This window comes from Stenotrophomonas maltophilia group sp. vghtpe118, assembly GCF_052605195.1.
In genome coordinates, this window is the sequence record NZ_CP199672.1 from 400,285 (window position 1) to 417,941 (window position 17,657).

The window sequence follows — 17,657 nt, forward strand, 5'->3', positions numbered from 1 at the left end:
ACTCCATACCTGTATGGATCATAGCGGGCCATTGGTCATGGGCCATGACGCGACGCGGGAATGTTAGAATCGAGAACCATTTACATCCAGCAGAGAACACGCTAGATGACGCTGTCCGAACTGCCGCTGCACACCTCGGCCGTGGTCGAGTCCGTGCAGGACCTGCATGCCAACGATGCCATTGCCCGCCGCCTGCGCGAGCTGGGTTTCGTGAATGGCGAGGAAGTACGCCTGGTGGCCAAGGGCCCGGTGGGGGGCGAGCCGCTGCTGGTGCAGGTCGGGTTCACCCGGTTCGCGCTGCGGATCAGTGAAGCCAAGCGCGTCGTGGTCGACGCCGTCAGTCAGGAACGACGCGCATGACCGCCATTGTCTCCGCCTCACCGCTGCGCATCGCGCTGGTCGGCAACCCCAACAGCGGCAAGACCGCGCTGTTCAACCAGCTGACCGGCAGCCGGCAGAAGGTCGCCAACTACACCGGCGTCACCGTCGAGCGCAAGGAAGGCCGCCTGCGTGCGCCGTCCGGCCGCGAATTCGCCGTGCTCGACCTGCCGGGCGCCTACAGCCTGCATCCGGCCAGCCTGGACGAGGCGATTACCCGTGACCTGTGCCGGGGCTTCTACCCGGGCGAAGCTGCGCCGGACGTGCTGCTGTGCGTGATCGACGCCACCAACCTGCGCCTGCACCTGCGCTTCGCGCTGGAGCTGCGTGAGCTGGGCAAGCCGATGGTGGTCGCCCTGAACATGGTCGATGCGGCCCAGCGCCGTGGCATCCAGGTGGACGTGGCCGCGCTGGAGCGCGAGCTGGGCGTACCGGTGGTGGAGACCGTGGCGGTGCGCAAGCAGGGTGCCAAGGCCCTGGTCGAGCGCCTCGATGCGATGGTGCCGCACCTGGATGCGCCGGTGCCGGGCCCGGAAGGTGGCATCGATTACCACGGCAAGGTGCGCGAGATCCTGTCGGTCGCCGTGCGGATGCCGGCGCGGACCGCGAAGATCGACGACGCGCTGGACCGCTGGCTGCTGCACCCGGTGTTCGGGCTGATCAGCCTTGCAGTGGTGATGTTCCTGATCTTCCAGGCGGTGTACGCCTGGGCGACGCCGTTGATGGATGGCATCGAGGCTGGCTTCGCCTGGCTCGGTGCTCTCGTTGGCAGCGTGTTGCCGGAGGGCCCCCTGGCCAGCCTGCTGACCGACGGCATCATCGCCGGCGTCGGTGGCGTGGTGGTGTTCCTGCCGCAGATCCTGATCCTGTTCTTCTTCATCCTGGTGCTGGAGGAATCCGGCTACCTGCCACGTGCGGCGTTCCTGCTCGACCGCATGATGGCCGCCGCCGGCCTGTCCGGCCGCTCATTCATCCCGCTGCTGTCCAGCTTCGCCTGCGCGGTGCCGGGCATCATGTCCACGCGCAGCATCCAGGACCCGCGTGACCGCCTGGCCACCATCCTGGTCGCACCGCTGATGACCTGCTCGGCGCGCCTGCCGGTGTACGCCCTGCTGATCGGTGCATTCATTCCGCAGAAGACGGTGTGGGGGGTATTCAACCAGCAGGGCCTGGTCCTGTTCGGCCTGTACGCCGCCGGCATCCTCAGTGCGCTGGCGATGTCGTGGATCATGAAGAAGTGGCGCCGCGACAAGAGCGAGCATCCGCTGATGCTGGAGCTGCCGTCGTACCGCCTGCCACATGTGCGTGACCTGGCGGTGGGCCTGTATGAGCGCGGCATGATCTTCCTCAAGCGTGTCGGCGGCATCATCCTGGCGCTGACCATCCTGCTGTGGGTGCTGCTGTCGTTCCCGGCGGCCCCGGCCGATGCCACGATGCCGGCCATCGACTACAGCTACGCCGGCCGGATCGGCCATGCGATGGCGGTGTTCTTCGCACCGCTGGGCTTCAACTGGCAGATCTGCATCGCGCTGATCCCGGGCCTGGCCGCGCGTGAGGTGGCGGTATCTTCGCTGGCCACCGTGTATGCGCTGTCGGCCGCCGATGACGATGCCGCCAGCCAGGCGCTGACCCCGTTGATCAGCGATGGCTGGTCGCTGGCCACGGCCCTGTCGCTGCTGGTCTGGTACATCTACGCCCCGATGTGCATCTCGACGCTGGCGACCATCAAACGCGAGACCAACTCGTGGAAGCAGATGGGCTTTGCCGCGTTCTACCTGTTTGCCGCGGCTTACGTGGCCGCGCTGATCACCTATCAGGTGACCAAGGCGCTGGGAGGCGGCTGATGGATACCGGGCTGCTGATCCAGTACCTGATCATCGCGGTGGCCGTGCTGGTCAGTGCCTGGGTGGTACTGAAGAAGCAGTTCCCGGGTACCGTGCGCACGCTGCGCGGGGCCTTGGCGCTGGCCCTGCTGAAGCCGGGTCGCGCGGCCTGGCTGCAGGCGCTGGGGCGGAAGATCGCGCCGCCGGCCAGCGGTGGTGGCGGTGCCTGTGGGGGGTGCGACAGCTGCGGGCCGACCAAGAAGTAGCGTCCAGCCATGCTCGACCGCGGCTGTCCGGAGGTCGCGAACTTTCGACCCGCACGCTTTCCAGGGTTCAGACCTCTCTGCGGATGATCGCGCGGAAGTTCCCGTCCTGATTCAATCGCCGCACCGATTCGCGGTTTCCATGGGCTGCTGCGAAACCCGCCACGTCGGCCAGGGCATCGAGCAGCAGGGCCTTCAACGCGTCGCGGTTGCCGGCCTCCAGCAGATCTTCAAGGTCCTGCTGGATGAAGGTCCGGCGCAGGCCTGGCGTTTCTTCGATCCGCCAGTCGACATGGGGCGTGGGAATGCTGGAGCGGTACCGGAAAGCCGTTTCAAGATCGTCAGGCGCGAGGGGATACGCGAGCAGCTCTGGAAAGTAGAGTCCAGCATTCACATAGAAGCCCCGGCTTTCGCTGGCGCGCTGGTGATTAACGACAAGCAGGGCGGCATCCAGCAAGCGGTAGCGCGTGGTCGACGTCCCGGCATAACCGGTCTTCCTGGCGCATTTGCTGAAGACGGTCGAGGATTTCATGGGTTTTGCCCGGGCTGAGGGAAGGGCCACAGACTTGAAGGGGAGCGTTGCCGCGTCCAGTGGCAAACCCGTCACCGCAGGGGCAAGCAGCATCGCAGCGATGGCGCTTGCCGGAGCGGGCGTGCTGCCGCTAGCCTGCAGGCATGAACCAGACTCCCCTGCGATTGCTCATTCACGGTGCCTCCGGGCGCATGGGCCAAGCCCTGCTGCGGCTGGCCGCCGAACATTCCGAAACCCTGCAGATCGTGGCCGCCGTGACCGGTCGCGCGCCGGCCCAGCGCGTAGTCGACGGCGTGCCGTTCTTCGCGGCCAGCGAACTGCCCGGTGCGCCGGTGTTCGACGTGGCCATTGACTTCAGCCTGCCGGAGGGCTTCGACCCGCTGCTGGCGCTGTGCGTGGATCGCGGGGCAGGACTGGTGTCGGGTACCACCGGCATTTCCAGCACGCAGCGCCAGGCGTTGGATGCGGCAGCGGCGAAGATCCCGCTGGTATGGGCCTCGAACTTCAGCCTGGGCGTGGCCGTACTGGACGAACTGGTGGAGCGCGCGGCGCAGGCGCTGGCCGGCTGGGACTGCGACATCGTCGAATTGCACCACACCCAGAAGAAGGACGCGCCATCGGGCACTGCACTGACCCTGGGCGCGGCCGCCCAGCGGGGCGGGGCGGAGCCGCATTACGCCAGCCTGCGCGCCGGCGACATCGTCGGCGAGCACCTGGTGCAGTTCACCGGGCTGGGCGAGCGCATCGAGCTGGTACACCGGGCCACCAACCGCGACATCTTCGCCCGCGGCGCCCTGTTCGCCGCCCGCCAGCTGCAGGGCCGGGCCCCGGGCAGCTACCGGGTGCGGGACCTGCTGGCGTAAGGCGGTAGTGCCGGCCGCTGGCCGGCAACATTGGGTGACGGGAGCCAATGGGGTTGCCGGCCAGCGGCCGGCACTACCGGGTGGCGGGTGCCGCATACCCGGCCGGATCGAAATGAATGCGCAATCGCCTGTTCATGAAGCGCGATAACCGCTGGCGCGAGCGCCCCGGCAGCGCTACAATTCGCACTCGCCGAATCACGAAAGCCGGACCGGTCCCAGACCGTACGTCCGCGCTTTTTTGCAACCGGATTTCCGTGAAGCGCAGGCGTGACTTCGGCAGCCCCCTCGGTAGCCAAAGTGAGATTCCCGTGACCCAAGCCGCAATCCTCGTCCTCGAAGACGGCACCGTATTCGAGGGCGAATCCGTAGGCGCGCCCGGCCTGTCCGTCGGTGAAGTGGTGTTCAACACCGCCATGACCGGCTATCAGGAAGTGTTGACCGACCCGTCCTACGCCCGGCAGATGGTCACGCTGACCTATCCGCATATCGGCAACACCGGCATGACCGACCAGGACGATGAAGCGTCCAAGGTGTGGTCGGCCGGCCTGATCGTGCGCGACGTTCCGCGCCGTCCCAGCAACTGGCGCAGCCAGGTGTCGCTGCAGGACTGGCTGATCCAGCGTGGCGTGGTCGCCATCGCCGGCATCGACACCCGCAAGCTGACCCGCATCCTGCGCGAGAAGGGCGCGCAGAACGGTGCGCTGATGGCCGGCGACATCGACGTGGAAAAGGCACTGGAAGCCGCCCGCAAGTTCCCGGGGCTGAAGGGCATGGATCTGGCCAAGGTCGTCACTACCGAGAAGACCTACACCTGGACCGAGGGCCAGCTGGACCTGGATGCCAACGCCTTCGTCAGCGTGCCGGCCCGGTTCAAGGTCGTGGCCTACGACTTCGGCGTGAAGACCAACATCCTGCGCATGCTGGCCGAGCGCGGCTGCGAAGTGACCGTGGTGCCGGCGCAGACCCCGGCCGCCGAGGTGCTGGCACTGAAGCCGGACGGCGTGTTCCTGTCCAACGGCCCAGGTGACCCGGAGCCGTGCGACTACGCCATCGAAGCGATCAAGACCTTCATCGACGTGAAGGTCCCGACCTTCGGCATCTGCCTGGGCCACCAGCTGCTCGGCCTGGCCTCGGGCGCGCAGACCATGAAGATGGGCCACGGCCACCACGGTGCCAACCACCCGGTGCAGGACCTGGACAGCGGCCGGGTGATGATCACCTCGCAGAACCACGGTTTCGCGATCGATGAAGCAACCCTGCCGCCGACCCTGCGCGTGACCCACCGTTCGCTGTTCGACGGCACCAACCAGGGCGTCGCCCGCACCGACGTGCCGGCGTTCTCGTTCCAGGGCCACCCGGAAGCATCGCCGGGCCCGCACGACGTCGGTCCGCTGTTCGACCGTTTCGTGGCGCTGATGGAGCAGGCCAAGGCGTGATCAGTACGCCGCCGGCCCCCCGGTGGCGTCGCGATGGACCGTAAACCCCGCATCGCTGCTGCCACTGGCGCGGCGCTGCGGATCAAGATTCCTGATCGACAGCGTGCGATCACTCCCCCTTGTCACGCTGTACTGACTTAGAGAAGAAAATGCCCAAGCGCACTGACCTCAAGACCATCCTCATCATCGGTGCTGGCCCGATCGTCATCGGCCAGGCCTGCGAGTTCGACTACTCCGGTGCCCAGGCCTGCAAGGCCCTGCGTGACGAGGGTTACCGCGTGGTGCTGGTCAACAGCAACCCGGCCACGATCATGACCGACCCGGAGATGGCCGACGCCGTCTACATCGAGCCGATCAACTGGCAGACGGTCGAGAAGATCATCGCCAAGGAAAAGCCCGATGCGCTGCTGCCGACCATGGGTGGCCAGACCGCGCTGAACTGCGCGCTGGACCTGGCCGACAACGGCGTGCTGGAGAAGTACAACGTCGAGCTGATCGGCGCCAAGCGCGAAGCGATCCGCATGGCCGAAGACCGCGAGCTGTTCCGCGTGGCCATGGGTGAGATCGGCCTGGAGTGCCCGACCGCCGCCGTCGCCCACACCCTGGACGAAGCGCTGGAAATCCAGACCCGCGTCGGCTATCCGACCATCATCCGCCCCAGCTTCACCCTGGGCGGCAGCGGTGGCGGCATCGCCTACAACCGCGAAGAGCTGGTCGAGATCGTCAGCCGCGGCCTGGAGCTGTCGCCGACCACCGAAGTGCTGGTGGAAGAGTCGGTGCTGGGCTGGAAGGAATTCGAGATGGAAGTGGTCCGCGATACCGCGGACAACTGCATCATCGTCTGCTCGATCGAGAACCTGGATCCGATGGGCGTGCACACCGGTGACTCGATCACCGTGGCGCCGGCGCAGACCCTGACCGACAAGGAGTATCAGCGCCTGCGCGATGCCTCCATCGCCGTGCTGCGCAAGATCGGCGTCGACACCGGCGGCTCGAACGTGCAGTTCGGCATCAACCCGAAGACCGGCCGCGTGGTCGTCATCGAGATGAACCCGCGTGTGTCGCGTTCCTCGGCGCTGGCCTCCAAGGCCACCGGCTTCCCGATCGCCAAGGTCGCCGCCAAGCTGGCCGTGGGTTACACCCTGGACGAACTGAAGAACGAAATCACCGGTGGCCTGACCCCGGCCTCGTTCGAGCCGTCGATCGACTACGTCGTCACCAAGATCCCGCGCTTCGCCTTCGAGAAGTTCCCGGCCGCCGATGCCCGCTTGACCACCCAGATGAAGTCGGTGGGCGAGGTGATGGCGATGGGCCGCACCTTCCAGGAGTCGGTGCAGAAGGCCCTGCGTGGCCTGGAAACCGGCAAGGTCGGCTTCGACCCGACCGGTCTGGACCTGGGCAACGAAGACGACCTGCAGACCCTGCGTCGCGAGCTGAAGGCGCCGGGCCCGGAGCGCCTGTTCTATGTGGCCGATGCGTTCCGCGCCGGCATGAGCGTGGAAGAGATCTATGCACTGTCATTCATCGATCACTGGTTCCTGGACCAGATCGAGGAAATCATCGCGGCGGAAGGCGAAGTCGCCGCCGGTGGCATCGACGCACTGGACGCTGCACGCCTGCGCAAGCTGAAGCGCGCTGGCTTCTCCGACGCGCGCCTGGCGCAGCTGACCGGCACCAACGAAGCCGCCATCCGCGCGCTGCGTCGTGCGCACAAGGTGCGCCCGGTCTACAAGCGCGTGGACTCCTGTGCCGGTGAATTCTCCACCGGTACCGCCTACCTGTACTCGACCTACGAGGACGAGTGCGAGGCCGCGCCGAGCAACCGCGACAAGATCATGATCCTGGGCGGTGGCCCGAACCGCATCGGCCAGGGCATCGAGTTCGACTACTGCTGCGTGCACGCGGCGTTGGCGCTGCGCGAGGATGGCTATGAAACCATCATGGTCAACTGCAACCCGGAAACCGTGTCGACCGACTACGACACCTCCGACCGCCTGTACTTCGAGCCGCTGACCCTGGAAGACGTGCTGGAGATCGTCGAACTGGAACAGCCGAAGGGCGTGATCGTGCAGTACGGCGGCCAGACCCCGCTGAAGCTGGCGCGCGCGCTGGAAGCCAACGGCGTGCCGGTGATCGGCACCAGCCCGGACTCGATCGACCTGGCCGAAGACCGCGAGCGCTTCCAGCAGCTGGTCGACACGCTGGGGCTGAAGCAGCCGCCGAACCGCATCGCCCGCAATGATCAGGAAGCCCTGCTGCTGGCCCGCGAGATCGGCTACCCGCTGGTGGTGCGCCCGAGCTACGTGCTGGGCGGCCGTGCCATGGAAATCGTCTACGGCGAAGCCGACCTGGCCCGCTACGTGCGCGACGCGGTGAAGGTGTCCAACGATTCGCCGGTGCTGCTGGACCGCTTCCTCGACAACGCCGTGGAGTGCGACGTCGACATCATCGCCGACAAGGATGGCAACGTCCTGATCGGTGGCGTGATGGAGCACATCGAAGAAGCCGGCGTGCACTCGGGCGATTCCTCCTGCTCGCTGCCGCCGTACTCGCTGTCGGCTGAAACCCAGGCCGAACTGCGCCGCCAGGTGGTGGAGCTGGCCAAGGCCCTGAACGTGGTCGGCCTGATGAACACCCAGTTCGCGATCCAGACCAGCGACGAAGGTGCCGACACCATCTACCTGCTGGAAGTGAACCCGCGTGCCTCGCGCACCGTGCCGTTCGTGTCCAAGGCCACCGGCATGCCGCTGGCCAAGATCGCCGCCCGCTGCATGGCTGGCAAGACGCTGGCCGAGCAGGGCGCGACCAAGGAAATCGTGCCGGACTACTACTCGGTGAAGGAAGCGATCTTCCCGTTCGCCAAGTTCCAGGGCGTCGACCCGATCCTCGGGCCGGAGATGCGCTCCACCGGTGAGGTGATGGGCGTGGGCCGCAGCTTCAACGCCGCCTTCGCGCGTGCGCAGGAAGCCGGCGGCATCAAGGCACCGCCGGTCGGCAAGGCCTTCGTTTCGGTCCGCGATCCGGACAAGAAGCGCGTGCTGCCGGTGGCCAAGGCGCTGCTGGCGCGTGGCTACAGTCTGGTCGCGACGCGTGGCACCGCCGCGTGGCTGCAGCAGCACGGCATGGACTGCGAGATCATCAACAAGGTGGTCGAAGGCCGTCCGCACATCGTCGACTCGATCAAGAACGGCGAGATCGTCTACATCGTCAACACGACCGAAGGTCGTTCGGCGATCAACGACTCGTTCTCGATCCGTCGCGAGGCGCTGCAGCATCGCGTCACCTACTCGACCACCATTGCCGGCGCCAAGGCGCTGGTGGATTCACTGGAATTCCGCGGCACCGGCCCCGTCTGGTCGCTGCAGGAGCTGCACAAGGAGTTGAATGCATGAGAGCCCCCATCACGATGAAGGGCGCGCAGAAGCTGCGCGACGAACTGGATCACCTGAAGTCGGTCAAGCGCCCGAAGGTGATCGCGGCCATCGCCGAAGCACGTGAGCATGGCGACCTGAAGGAGAACGCCGAGTACCACGCCGCGCGCGAGGAACAGGGCTTCATCGAAGGCCGCATCAAGCAGCTCGAAGGCGAGCTGTCGCACGCCGAGATCATCGACGTGAGCAAGCTCAATGCCGGCTCCAAGGTGGTGTTCGGTGCCAGCGTGACCCTGGCCGACGTGGAAACCGACGAAGAGAAGAAGTACCAGATCGTTGGTGACCTGGAGGCGGACATCAAGCAGGGCCTGATCGCGATTTCCTCGCCGGTGGCGCGCGCGATGATCGGCAAGCTGGAAGGTGATTCGATCGTGATCGACGCCCCGGCCGGCCAACGCGAGTACGAGATCGTCAGCGTCAGCTACGTGGACTGACCCGGTGGCAACGGCGACCCTGCTGTTGCCGGCACGCAGCCGCTTTGCCGCGGCTGCGCTGCCGGACGATGTGGCACGCGCGCTCGGTCGTGCCACGACGGTGCAGGTCGTCCCGGGCGAGCGCGCGCAGCTGACACGCCATTTCTCGGTTGCCGCGCCGCACTGGCCGGTGGCCGCGTTGACCCGCCAGCGCGACGTCGGCGATGCCGCCGGCGCCAGCTGGCTGCGTGCCGATCCGGCCTGCATGGTGCCGGACATGCACGGCGCGCGGATGATGGCCTACGGCGAAACACTGCGGCCGACGCTGGCCGACAGCCTCGCCCTGCTGCCAGTGCTGCAGCCGCTGTTTGCCGATGCCGGCTTCGTGCTCGACGCACCCGATCCCTCGCGCTGGTACCTGCGCCTGCCGATCGACCTGGCCCTGCCGGACTTCGACAGTCCGGAAGAGGTGCTCGGGGATGACCTGTTCTCGCACCTGCCGGAAGGCGAGGGCGGCCGCCGCTGGCGGGCGCTGATGACCGAGGCGCAGGTACTGCTGCACAACCATTCCTGGAACCAGCAGCGCGCCGCGCAAGGACAACAGCCGATCAATTCGCTGTGGTTCTGGGGCGGTGGCGTGATGCCGGTATCGGTCAGCACGCCGCACGCACAGGTGCGCAGCCGCGATGCCCTGCTGCAGGGCCTGGCCCTGGCGGCCGGTGTGGCCGTGGATGGCGAACAAGCGGTGGATGCACTCGTTGATCTGCGCCAGCTGCGTTCGCTGCAGCAGCTCGGCAACGATGCGATCCGGCCGCTGCTGGCCGCGCTCAAGCGTGGCGAACTGCAGCGGCTGGTACTGGACTTCGAGGATGGCCTGCAGTTCCAGCTGGACCGTGGCCAGCGCTGGCAGTTCTGGAAGAAGCCGCGCCAGCTTCACGACTGACCGGGGTCGGATCCGTTCTCCATCGGAAAACGGCTCTGACCCCCCAGGGTTTGTCGGGGTTGCCGGCCAGCGGCCGGCACTACCGCAGATAGCGGCGCCTCAACGGACCTCGCTCACCACCGTTGGCAGCGTCCAGTGCCCGCCCGCGACGCCCCGGCACTGCCCGGTAGTGAACTCGCTGCTCTTCACGAATCGCGCGCCATCCCAAGCCCAGTCGTGGCCGGAGAAGCAGTCACCGATGCCGCGCCCACGGAAGCGCCCGCGTAGCGTCGCGTCATCGCGATCAAAGTCCTCCGCGTTGGAGGTCACGAACTTCGCCTGGTACGGTGCTTTGTCCTGCACTACCCAGTAGCCGCTGCTGAAGTTGTAGGCACCCACGAAGCAGCTGGTGCTTGCCAGCACATGCTGGGCGTCCAGTCGCTGGATCTCGATCTCATCTGTCCCGCCATCGCTCAGGCGGCCGCACTCATCCGGCTTCGGTAGGCTGGCGATCAGTGCCTTGCGCAGGCCCGGTGCGATCGCCAGTGCCGCGTCGGAGGCGCGCGGTGCCACCAGCGTGCCGCGCATGATCACTGGCACCGGCAACGCCGCAGGCACGCTCGCTTCAGCCTTGTCTCCACGCCGCACCAGCGCACCGGGCGTGCCCAGCCGGCCTTGGGCCTCGTCCATCTTCAGCAGTACGGCCGCTGCACCGCTGTCGGAGATCGGCCACGCCTTGGCCTTGCCGTCGATAATCTCGATGCGTGCCTGGCGCGGCAGTGCGGCGACCAGTGCATCGGTCTGTGCCTGCTGCAACAACACTGTGTCCCCGTCGCCGGTGTCGCGCACCGGGCCCAGGTCCTTGCCGTTCAGGTGCAGGCGCAGCGCCCCGGTCGGCGTCGGGCTTTCGCCATCCTCGCCATTGCGCAGCCGCGCGAGCACCTTCGTACCCGGGCCGCCGGCGCGCTCCAGCATCAGGCTGAGCAGGTTGCCCGCAGCTTGCGGGCTGTAGCCAGCCGCGCGGCAGGTGCGGGTGTTGTCACAGGCCAACGACCAGTCGTTGTGTTCGAATTCGACCCCGGGCCTGGGTTCAGGCGTCGCGGAGTGAGCGGCCGGGGCCACGGCGAGTGCCATCAGCGCGGTCAGCAGGGTGCGGGTCATGGATGGAAGTCCGTTCCAGGGCAGGCAAGCATGGAAGATGCGGTCGTGAAATCCAAATGCTGCTGGCCGAAGAGCCAAGGGGCCTCGTCAGCGGCGGCAGCCGACCGGGGGAGCGGTGCACGTTATGATGTGCGGGTCTTTTGTAACCGGCGATGCCGATGTCCCTTGCCGCCGATGCTGCGCAGCCGCCCTCTGATATACCGCTGATCCGCCGCCGCGATGCGGTCGTGCCCGGCAGCTGGCCAGAGGGCACGCTGCCATTGCTGGCGCGACTCTATGCCAGCCGCGGTGCGGGTACACCAGAGCTGGCGCTGCCGAAACTGGGCAGCCTCCACGCGCCCGAGCTGCTGACCGGTATCGATGATGCAGTGGGCCTGCTGATCGAGGCCATCGCCAACGACAAGCGCATCCTGGTGGTTGGCGATTTCGATTGCGATGGCGCCACCGCCTGTGCGGTCGGCGTGCGTGGCCTGCGCATGCTCGGCGCGCAACACGTCTTCCACGCGGTACCGAACCGCATGGTGCATGGCTATGGCCTGTCGCCGTCGCTGGTGGAGGAGCTGGCCGCGCTGCAGCCGGACCTGCTGGTGACCGTCGATCACGGCATCGCCTGCCATGCGGGCGTGACCGCGGCCAAGGCGCGCGGCTGGCAGGTGCTGGTCACCGACCATCACCTGCCCGGGCCGCAGTTGCCGCCGGCCGATGTCATCGTCGATCCCAATCTCGACGGTGATGCCTTCCCCAGCAAGTCACTGGCCGGCGTCGGCGTGATCTTCTACGTGCTGATGGCGCTGCGCCGGCAGATGCGCGAGGCCGGTGTCTTTGCCGATGGCAAGGGGCCAGACCTCACCACGCTGCTGGATCTGGTGGCGGTGGGCACCGTTGCGGACCTGGTAGCGCTGGACCCGAACAACCGTGCGCTGGTCAGCGCAGGCTTGCGCCGTCTGCGCGCAGGGCAGGGCTGTGTCGGCCTGCGTGCGCTGATCGAAGCCAGCGGCCGTGATGCCGCGCGGCTCACTGCCACCGACATCGGCTTCGCACTCGGCCCGCGCCTGAATGCCGCAGGCCGGCTGGAAGACATGGCGCTGGGCATCGCGCTGCTGTTGACCGAAGACCCGCGCCAGGCGCGCGAGATCGCGCAGACGCTGGAGCAGATCAACTCAGACCGCCGCGCGGTGCAGCAGTCGATGACCGATGACGCCGAGCAGGCATTGACCCGGGTAGTGCTGGACATGGCCGGTCAGCGACCGGTGGCCGCCTGCCTGTTTGATGCCGACTGGCATCCCGGTGTGGTCGGCCTGGTCGCTTCGAAGATGAAGGATCGCCTGCATCGCCCGGTGATCGCCTTCGCCCCGGCCGAACCCGGCGCCGATACCCTGCGCGGGTCTGCGCGCTCGATTCCCGGGCTGCACATCCGTGACGCCCTGGCGCTGGTCGATGCGCGCCATCCGGGCCTGATCGAACGCTTCGGCGGCCACGCCATGGCGGCTGGGCTCAGCCTGCGGCGTGACCACGTTGATGACTTCAAGGCCGCCTTCGTCGCGGTGGTGCTGGAGATGCTCGATCCGGCGGCACTGCAGCAGCAGGTGCTAAGTGACGGCGAGTTGGCGGCGGACGAGCTGGACCATCGCCACGCCGATGCGTTGCGCCTGGCCGGCCCGTGGGGCCAGGGTTTCCCCGAGCCCCTGTTCGACGGCCACTTTGAAGTAGCCAACTGGCGCGTTTTGAAGGAGCGTCACCTGAAGCTGGAACTGCGCCTGCCCGGCGTACCCGGCACCATCAACGCCATCCATTTCGGCGGCTGGCACGGCAACGCGCCGAGTCGCCACGTGCATCTCGCCTATCGGCTCGCCTGCGACGACTATCGCGGCGGCAGCGCCATCCAGCTGATCGTCGAGCACTGCCTGCCCGCCTGAGAAAAAGGGGACGGAGGGGATTAAGTCGCTTGTGCCTTGTTTGCCAGTTGCGACTTAATCCCCTCCGTCCCCTTTTTTGGTCTCCCAACCCCGTTACGGCTGCTGGTGCGTTCAACGATCCACGATCCCACTGGAGTCCGGTCATGGTCTTCGCCCGTTGCTGCACCGTGTTGTTGCTGGCCCTTGCGGCCTGGCCCGCTGGCGCACAGTCGCCGCCGATCTCCCGGCCGCAGGCCGCCACCCCGCTGCTGATCGCGCCGGCGGCTGAGCAGGCGGTCCAACTGCAACACGCCCGCATCGAGGGCGAGATCCAGGCCGGCATCGCCCAGACCCGGATCACCCTGGAATTCCACAACCCGAACCGGCGCGTGCTGGAGGGCGAGCTGCAGTTCCCGCTGGCCGAGGGCCAGCAGATCAGCGGCTTCGCGCTGGATATCAACGGCGAGATGCGTGACGCGGTGCCGGTGCCGAAGGACCGCGGCCGCCAGGTGTTCGAGGAGATTGCCCGCCGCGGCGTTGACCCGGGCCTGCTGGAACAGACCGCCGGCAATCAGTTCCGGCTGCGCATCTACCCGCTGCCGGCCGGTGGTAGCCGGCGCGTGCAGCTGGTGATCCGCGAGCCATTGGCCTTCGCCGGCCAAGGCTGGCAGTGGACGCTGCCGCTGCAGTTTGCCGCCGGTGCAGCCTCGGTTGAACTGAAACTGCAGGCCCCCGGCGCGACTACTGCAGGTACGGCGCCGTTCCGCATCAGCGCGGGCCAGCTGCTGTGGCAGGGCGAGGGCGCGCAGTTGCCGAAGCAGCTGCAGTGGGATCTGCCGGCGACCCGCCAGGCACAGGTGCAGGTGGCGCCCTGGCAGGACGGCCATTACCTGCTGGCGCAGCTGCCGGTGGCGGCCAGCAGTACGCCGCGCAGACTGCCGAGCGAAATCGGCCTGCTGTGGGACGGCTCCGGTTCGGCGGGACAGCGCGAACGCACGCGCGAGTTCGCCCTGCTGGATCGCTATTTCGCCGCGCTGGGTGACGGCACCGTGGCCTTGACCGTGCTGCGCGATCGCGCCGAGCCGGTGCGTCGCTTCCGCATCCGCGCCGGCAACTGGAGTGAACTGCGCGCAGCCCTGCAGGCCGTGCGCCCGGACGGTGCCAGCGCGCTGGCACAGTGGCAGCCGCAGCCGGGCGTGAAGGAATACCTGCTGGTCAGCGATGGCCTGCTGACCTATGGGCCGGAACAGCTGCCGGCGATGGCGTCGGATCAGCGCCTGTTTGCGATCAGCAGTGCCGGTGCGCGCACTGATGCCGTGCGGCTGCGTGGTTGGAGTGAGGCGCATGGCGGTCGCTTCGTTGCGCTGGGCAAGGATGTCGATTCGGCGGCGCGCGCGCTGCTGTCGTCGCCGCTGGATGTGCAGGTCGATGCGGGGCGCGGCGTGCAGGACGTGGTGATCGATCGTCGCAGTGAAGCCCAGGGCTGGCTGTGGCTGCATGCACGACTGGCGGCCGACGGTGTGCCGATGCGGGTGCGCGTGGGCGGCGGCGAATGGCAGGCGCTGCCCGCCACGCAGAAGAGCGACGACGGAGAGCTGCTGTCCGGCCTGTGGGCGCAGGCGCGCCTGCAGCAGCTGGCCGCCGACCGCCGTGGCAACCGCGAGGCGATGCAGCGCCTGTCCCAGCAGTTTGGCCTGGTGGGGCCGGATACCTCGCTGATCGTGCTGGAGACGTTGGAGGACTACCTGCGCTATGCGATCCGCCCTTCGGACACGCTGCGCGCGGAGTACGACGCCAGGTTTGCAGTGCAGGTCAGGGATCGCGCCGCTGCTGATCGCCAGCGCCTGGATGAAGTGGCCGCCCGCTGGAAGGAGCGCCAGCAGTGGTGGAACCGCAGCTGGCCGAAGGGTGCGCCGCCGCGGGCCAAGGAAGCAGCGCTGGACGTTGCTTCGGCCGACTATCCTGCCGAGTCAGCGCCGATGGCGATGCTCGTCGCACCGGCGCCCGCGGCACCGCCCGCGCCTGCACCGATGGCCGCGGCGGCAGAACAGCGCATGCAGGCCAGCAGCGCACGCGCGCGTCGTCCGGCGCCCGCGTCGGAGAATGCACTGGATTCGATTGTGGTCACCGGCGGCTCGGTCGATGCCGCTGCAGCCGCCAACGATGGCCAGCTCGGCATCCAGCTGGCGGCCTGGCAGCCGGACTCGGCCGTCGCCCGGCGCCTGCGCCAGGGGCCGCCATCGCAGCTTTATGACCGCTATCTGGCCGAGCGCGATGCCCACGCCGACAGCAGCGCCTTCTTCCTCGATGTGGCCGACCTGCTGCTGGAGCAGGGCCAGCGCGAGCTGGCACTGCGGGTGCTGTCGAACCTGGCCGAAATGGATCTGGACAACCGCCACCTGCTGCGCGTGCTCGGTTACCGACTGATGCAGGCCGATGCTCCCGCACTGGCGGTGCCGGTGTTCGAGCAGGTGCTGGCGATGGGCCAGGAAGAACCGCAGAGCTTCCGCGACCTGGGCTTGGCGCTGGCAGCGGCCGGCAAGCCACAGCAGGCACTGGCGCCGCTGTACCAGGTGGTGGTGCGGCCGTGGGACAGCCGCTTCGATGGCATCGCCCTGATCGCGCTGGATGAGCTGACCAACCTGGTGGCCGGCAGCACGCCCCGGCTGGATACCACCGGCATCGACCCGCGCCTGTTGCAGGCGATGCCGCTGGACCTGCGCGTGGTGCTGTCGTGGGACGCCGACAACAGCGACATGGACCTGTGGGTGACCGACCCGAACGGCGAGCGCGCCTACTACGGCAACCGGATGACCTACCAGGGCGGGCAGATGTCGCAGGACTTCACCGGCGGCTATGGCCCCGAGCAGTTCTCGCTGCGCAACGCCAAGCCGGGCAAGTACAAGGTGGAGGCGAACTACTTTGGCAGCCGCCAACAGCTGGTGACCGGTGCGACAACCCTGATGCTGCGGCTGACCACCCACTGGGGCACGCCGAAGCAGAAGGATCAGATGGTGACGATGCGGCTGAAGGACCGTGCTGAGACCGTGCTGGTGGGTGAGTTCGAGGTGAAGTAGTCAACTGCCCCAAGTGGCCGTCCGAGGGTGGGCCAAGGAAGACCCTCGTCGACGCCGCTCTGGGCAAGGAGGTCCTGTGTGGGGTCGGCCGCGGCCCGGCCGGCTCCCCGCGCCAAGGCGGGCATCGCCTGCCTGAATGCAGCGCCAGTGCATCATGCTGGAGCCCCGGCGCAGGCCCAGGCCCTCATTCCGGGCATCCCCGGCCTGCGGTATCATTACCAGTCATCTTTTGAATGCATAACCGCCGACATGATCGAACTGAATCCTGTCCGCCAGCGCATCACCGATCTGACCGATCGCGTGCTGTCGCTTCGGGGGTATCTTTGACTACGACGCCAAGAAAGAGCGTCTTGAAGAAGTAACGCGGGAGCTGGAAAGCCCCGACGTCTGGAACAACGCCGAGTACGCCCAGAACCTGGGCCGCGAGCGTTCCAGCCTGGAAAAGACCGTGGGCGGCATCGCCTCGGTGCTCGATGGCCTGAACGACGCCACTGAACTGCTGGAGCTGGCCGAGTCCGAGCAGGACGAGGAGACCGCACTGGCGGTGGTCGCCGACCTCGACAAGCACCAGGCGCACGTGGAGAAGCTGGAGTTCCAGCGCATGTTCTCCGGCGAGATGGACAATGCGGCCGCGTTCGTCGACATCCAGGCCGGTGCCGGTGGCACCGAAGCCCAGGACTGGGCCGAGATCCTGCTGCGCATGTACCTGCGCTGGTGCGAGTCGCGCGGCTGGAAGACCGAACTGATGGAAGTCTCCGGTGGCGACGTCGCCGGCATCAAGTCGGCCACGCTGCGCGTGGAAGGCGACTATGCCTACGGCTGGCTGAAGACCGAGACCGGCGTCCACCGCCTGGTGCGCAAGTCGCCGTTCGACTCGGACAACCGCCGCCACACCAGCTTCACCTCGGTGTTCGTGTCGCCGGAAATCGATGACAACATCGACATCACCATCAACCCGGCCGACCTGCGTACCGACGTGTACCGTTCGTCCGGTGCCGGTGGTCAGCACGTGAACAAGACCGAGTCGGCGGTGCGTATCACCCACATCCCGACCAACATCGTTGTGGCCTGCCAGACCGGCCGCAGCCAGCACCAGAACCGCGACAACGCGATGAAGATGCTGGCCGCCAAGCTGTATGAACTGGAGATCCAGAAGCGCAACGCCGAGAAGGACGCGGTGGAAGCCACCAAGTCCGACATTGGCTGGGGCAGCCAGATCCGCAACTACGTGCTGGACCAGAGCCGTATCAAGGACCTGCGTACCGGCATCGAGCGTTCAGATACGCAGAAGGTGCTGGACGGCGACCTGGACGAGTTCGTCGAGGCCAGCCTGAAGGCCGGTTTGGCCGTGGGCTCCAAGCGCGCCGATGCCTGATCGACGCGCCTGCGCGTATTTCGTCACCCTCGTGCGCAACGCCGAGGGTGGCTGATCACGCTTCCGGTAGAGCCGAGCCCATGCTCGG

At 67.3% G+C, this 17,657-nt stretch carries 14 protein-coding genes; 12 read left to right on the forward strand and 2 right to left on the reverse strand.

The window, feature by feature from the left end; translation table 11 throughout:
• The first annotated feature begins 105 nt into the window (after positions 1 to 105).
• From ACUDTM_RS01965 to ACUDTM_RS01975, 3 genes are read left to right on the forward strand one after another with little or no spacing between them, the layout of a single operon-like run.
• Positions 106 to 360, forward strand: a complete 255-nt coding sequence (locus ACUDTM_RS01965; RefSeq protein ID WP_049464336.1) for a FeoA family protein — start codon at positions 106 to 108, stop codon at positions 358 to 360.
• Positions 357 to 2,222, forward strand: a complete 1,866-nt coding sequence (gene feoB, locus ACUDTM_RS01970; protein WP_072168999.1) for a ferrous iron transporter B — start codon at positions 357 to 359, stop codon at positions 2,220 to 2,222. Before ACUDTM_RS01965 ends, feoB begins: the two co-directional genes overlap by 4 nt.
• Positions 2,222 to 2,467, forward strand: a complete 246-nt coding sequence (locus tag ACUDTM_RS01975; RefSeq protein WP_065177612.1) for a DUF6587 family protein — start codon at positions 2,222 to 2,224, stop codon at positions 2,465 to 2,467. Before feoB ends, ACUDTM_RS01975 begins: the two co-directional genes overlap by 1 nt.
• A 67-nt stretch (positions 2,468 to 2,534) precedes the next feature.
• Here the strand turns inward: ACUDTM_RS01975 and ACUDTM_RS01980 are convergent, their stop codons facing one another.
• Entirely contained in the window at positions 2,535 to 2,996 is a 462-nt protein-coding gene (locus ACUDTM_RS01980; RefSeq protein ID WP_072168998.1) for a DUF4304 domain-containing protein, read from the reverse strand.
• Between the two features lie 143 nt (positions 2,997 to 3,139).
• Between ACUDTM_RS01980 and dapB the strand changes: the two genes are divergently transcribed.
• From dapB to ACUDTM_RS02005, 5 genes are all read left to right on the forward strand, one after another.
• Positions 3,140 to 3,859 carry a 4-hydroxy-tetrahydrodipicolinate reductase gene (dapB, locus tag ACUDTM_RS01985; RefSeq protein ID WP_072168997.1) on the forward strand — a complete coding sequence of 240 codons (720 nt, stop codon included), beginning with the start codon at positions 3,140 to 3,142 and terminating at the stop codon, positions 3,857 to 3,859.
• Between the two features lie 308 nt (positions 3,860 to 4,167).
• Positions 4,168 to 5,295, forward strand: a complete 1,128-nt coding sequence (gene carA, locus ACUDTM_RS01990; protein WP_072168996.1) for a glutamine-hydrolyzing carbamoyl-phosphate synthase small subunit — start codon at positions 4,168 to 4,170, stop codon at positions 5,293 to 5,295.
• Positions 5,296 to 5,444: 149 nt separating this feature from the next.
• A complete protein-coding gene (gene carB, locus ACUDTM_RS01995; RefSeq protein WP_188241349.1) occupies positions 5,445 to 8,687 on the forward strand; it encodes a carbamoyl-phosphate synthase large subunit in 3,243 nt (1,080 codons plus the stop codon).
• On the forward strand, positions 8,684 to 9,160 hold the full coding sequence (greA, locus tag ACUDTM_RS02000; protein WP_005409483.1) for a transcription elongation factor GreA: 477 nt from the start codon (positions 8,684 to 8,686) through the stop codon (positions 9,158 to 9,160). Before carB ends, greA begins: the two co-directional genes overlap by 4 nt.
• A 4-nt stretch (positions 9,161 to 9,164) precedes the next feature.
• Entirely contained in the window at positions 9,165 to 10,082 is a 918-nt protein-coding gene (locus ACUDTM_RS02005; RefSeq protein WP_088497767.1) for a phosphoglycerate mutase, read from the forward strand.
• A 99-nt stretch (positions 10,083 to 10,181) separates the two neighbouring features.
• Here the strand turns inward: ACUDTM_RS02005 and ACUDTM_RS02010 are convergent, their stop codons facing one another.
• The gene (locus tag ACUDTM_RS02010; RefSeq protein ID WP_072168994.1) at positions 10,182 to 11,222 is read right to left on the reverse strand and encodes a DUF1176 domain-containing protein; all 1,041 of its coding nucleotides are present in this window, start codon (positions 11,220 to 11,222) and stop codon (positions 10,182 to 10,184) included.
• Positions 11,223 to 11,380: 158 nt separating this feature from the next.
• Here ACUDTM_RS02010 and recJ point away from each other — a divergent pair, with 158 nt between their 5' ends.
• From recJ to prfB, 4 genes are all read left to right on the forward strand, one after another.
• Positions 11,381 to 13,138 carry a single-stranded-DNA-specific exonuclease RecJ gene (recJ, locus tag ACUDTM_RS02015; protein ID WP_088497773.1) on the forward strand — a complete coding sequence of 586 codons (1,758 nt, stop codon included), beginning with the start codon at positions 11,381 to 11,383 and terminating at the stop codon, positions 13,136 to 13,138.
• Between the two features lie 143 nt (positions 13,139 to 13,281).
• Positions 13,282 to 16,194 carry a VIT domain-containing protein gene (locus tag ACUDTM_RS02020; RefSeq protein ID WP_445391099.1) on the forward strand — a complete coding sequence of 971 codons (2,913 nt, stop codon included), beginning with the start codon at positions 13,282 to 13,284 and terminating at the stop codon, positions 16,192 to 16,194.
• A gap of 78 nt (positions 16,195 to 16,272) precedes the next feature.
• Complete coding sequence (locus tag ACUDTM_RS02025; protein WP_172412160.1) at positions 16,273 to 16,521, forward strand: hypothetical protein; 249 nt, start codon at positions 16,273 to 16,275, stop codon at positions 16,519 to 16,521.
• Positions 16,444 to 17,569 (forward strand): peptide chain release factor 2 gene (gene prfB / locus ACUDTM_RS02030; protein WP_111008336.1). Its coding sequence is split into 2 segments (ribosomal slippage): positions 16,444 to 16,518 and positions 16,520 to 17,569, totalling 1,125 coding nucleotides; the frame shifts between segments, so codons are not numbered across the junction. The genes ACUDTM_RS02025 and prfB overlap by 78 nt, the downstream gene beginning before the upstream one ends.
• Positions 17,570 to 17,657 lie beyond the last annotated feature (88 nt).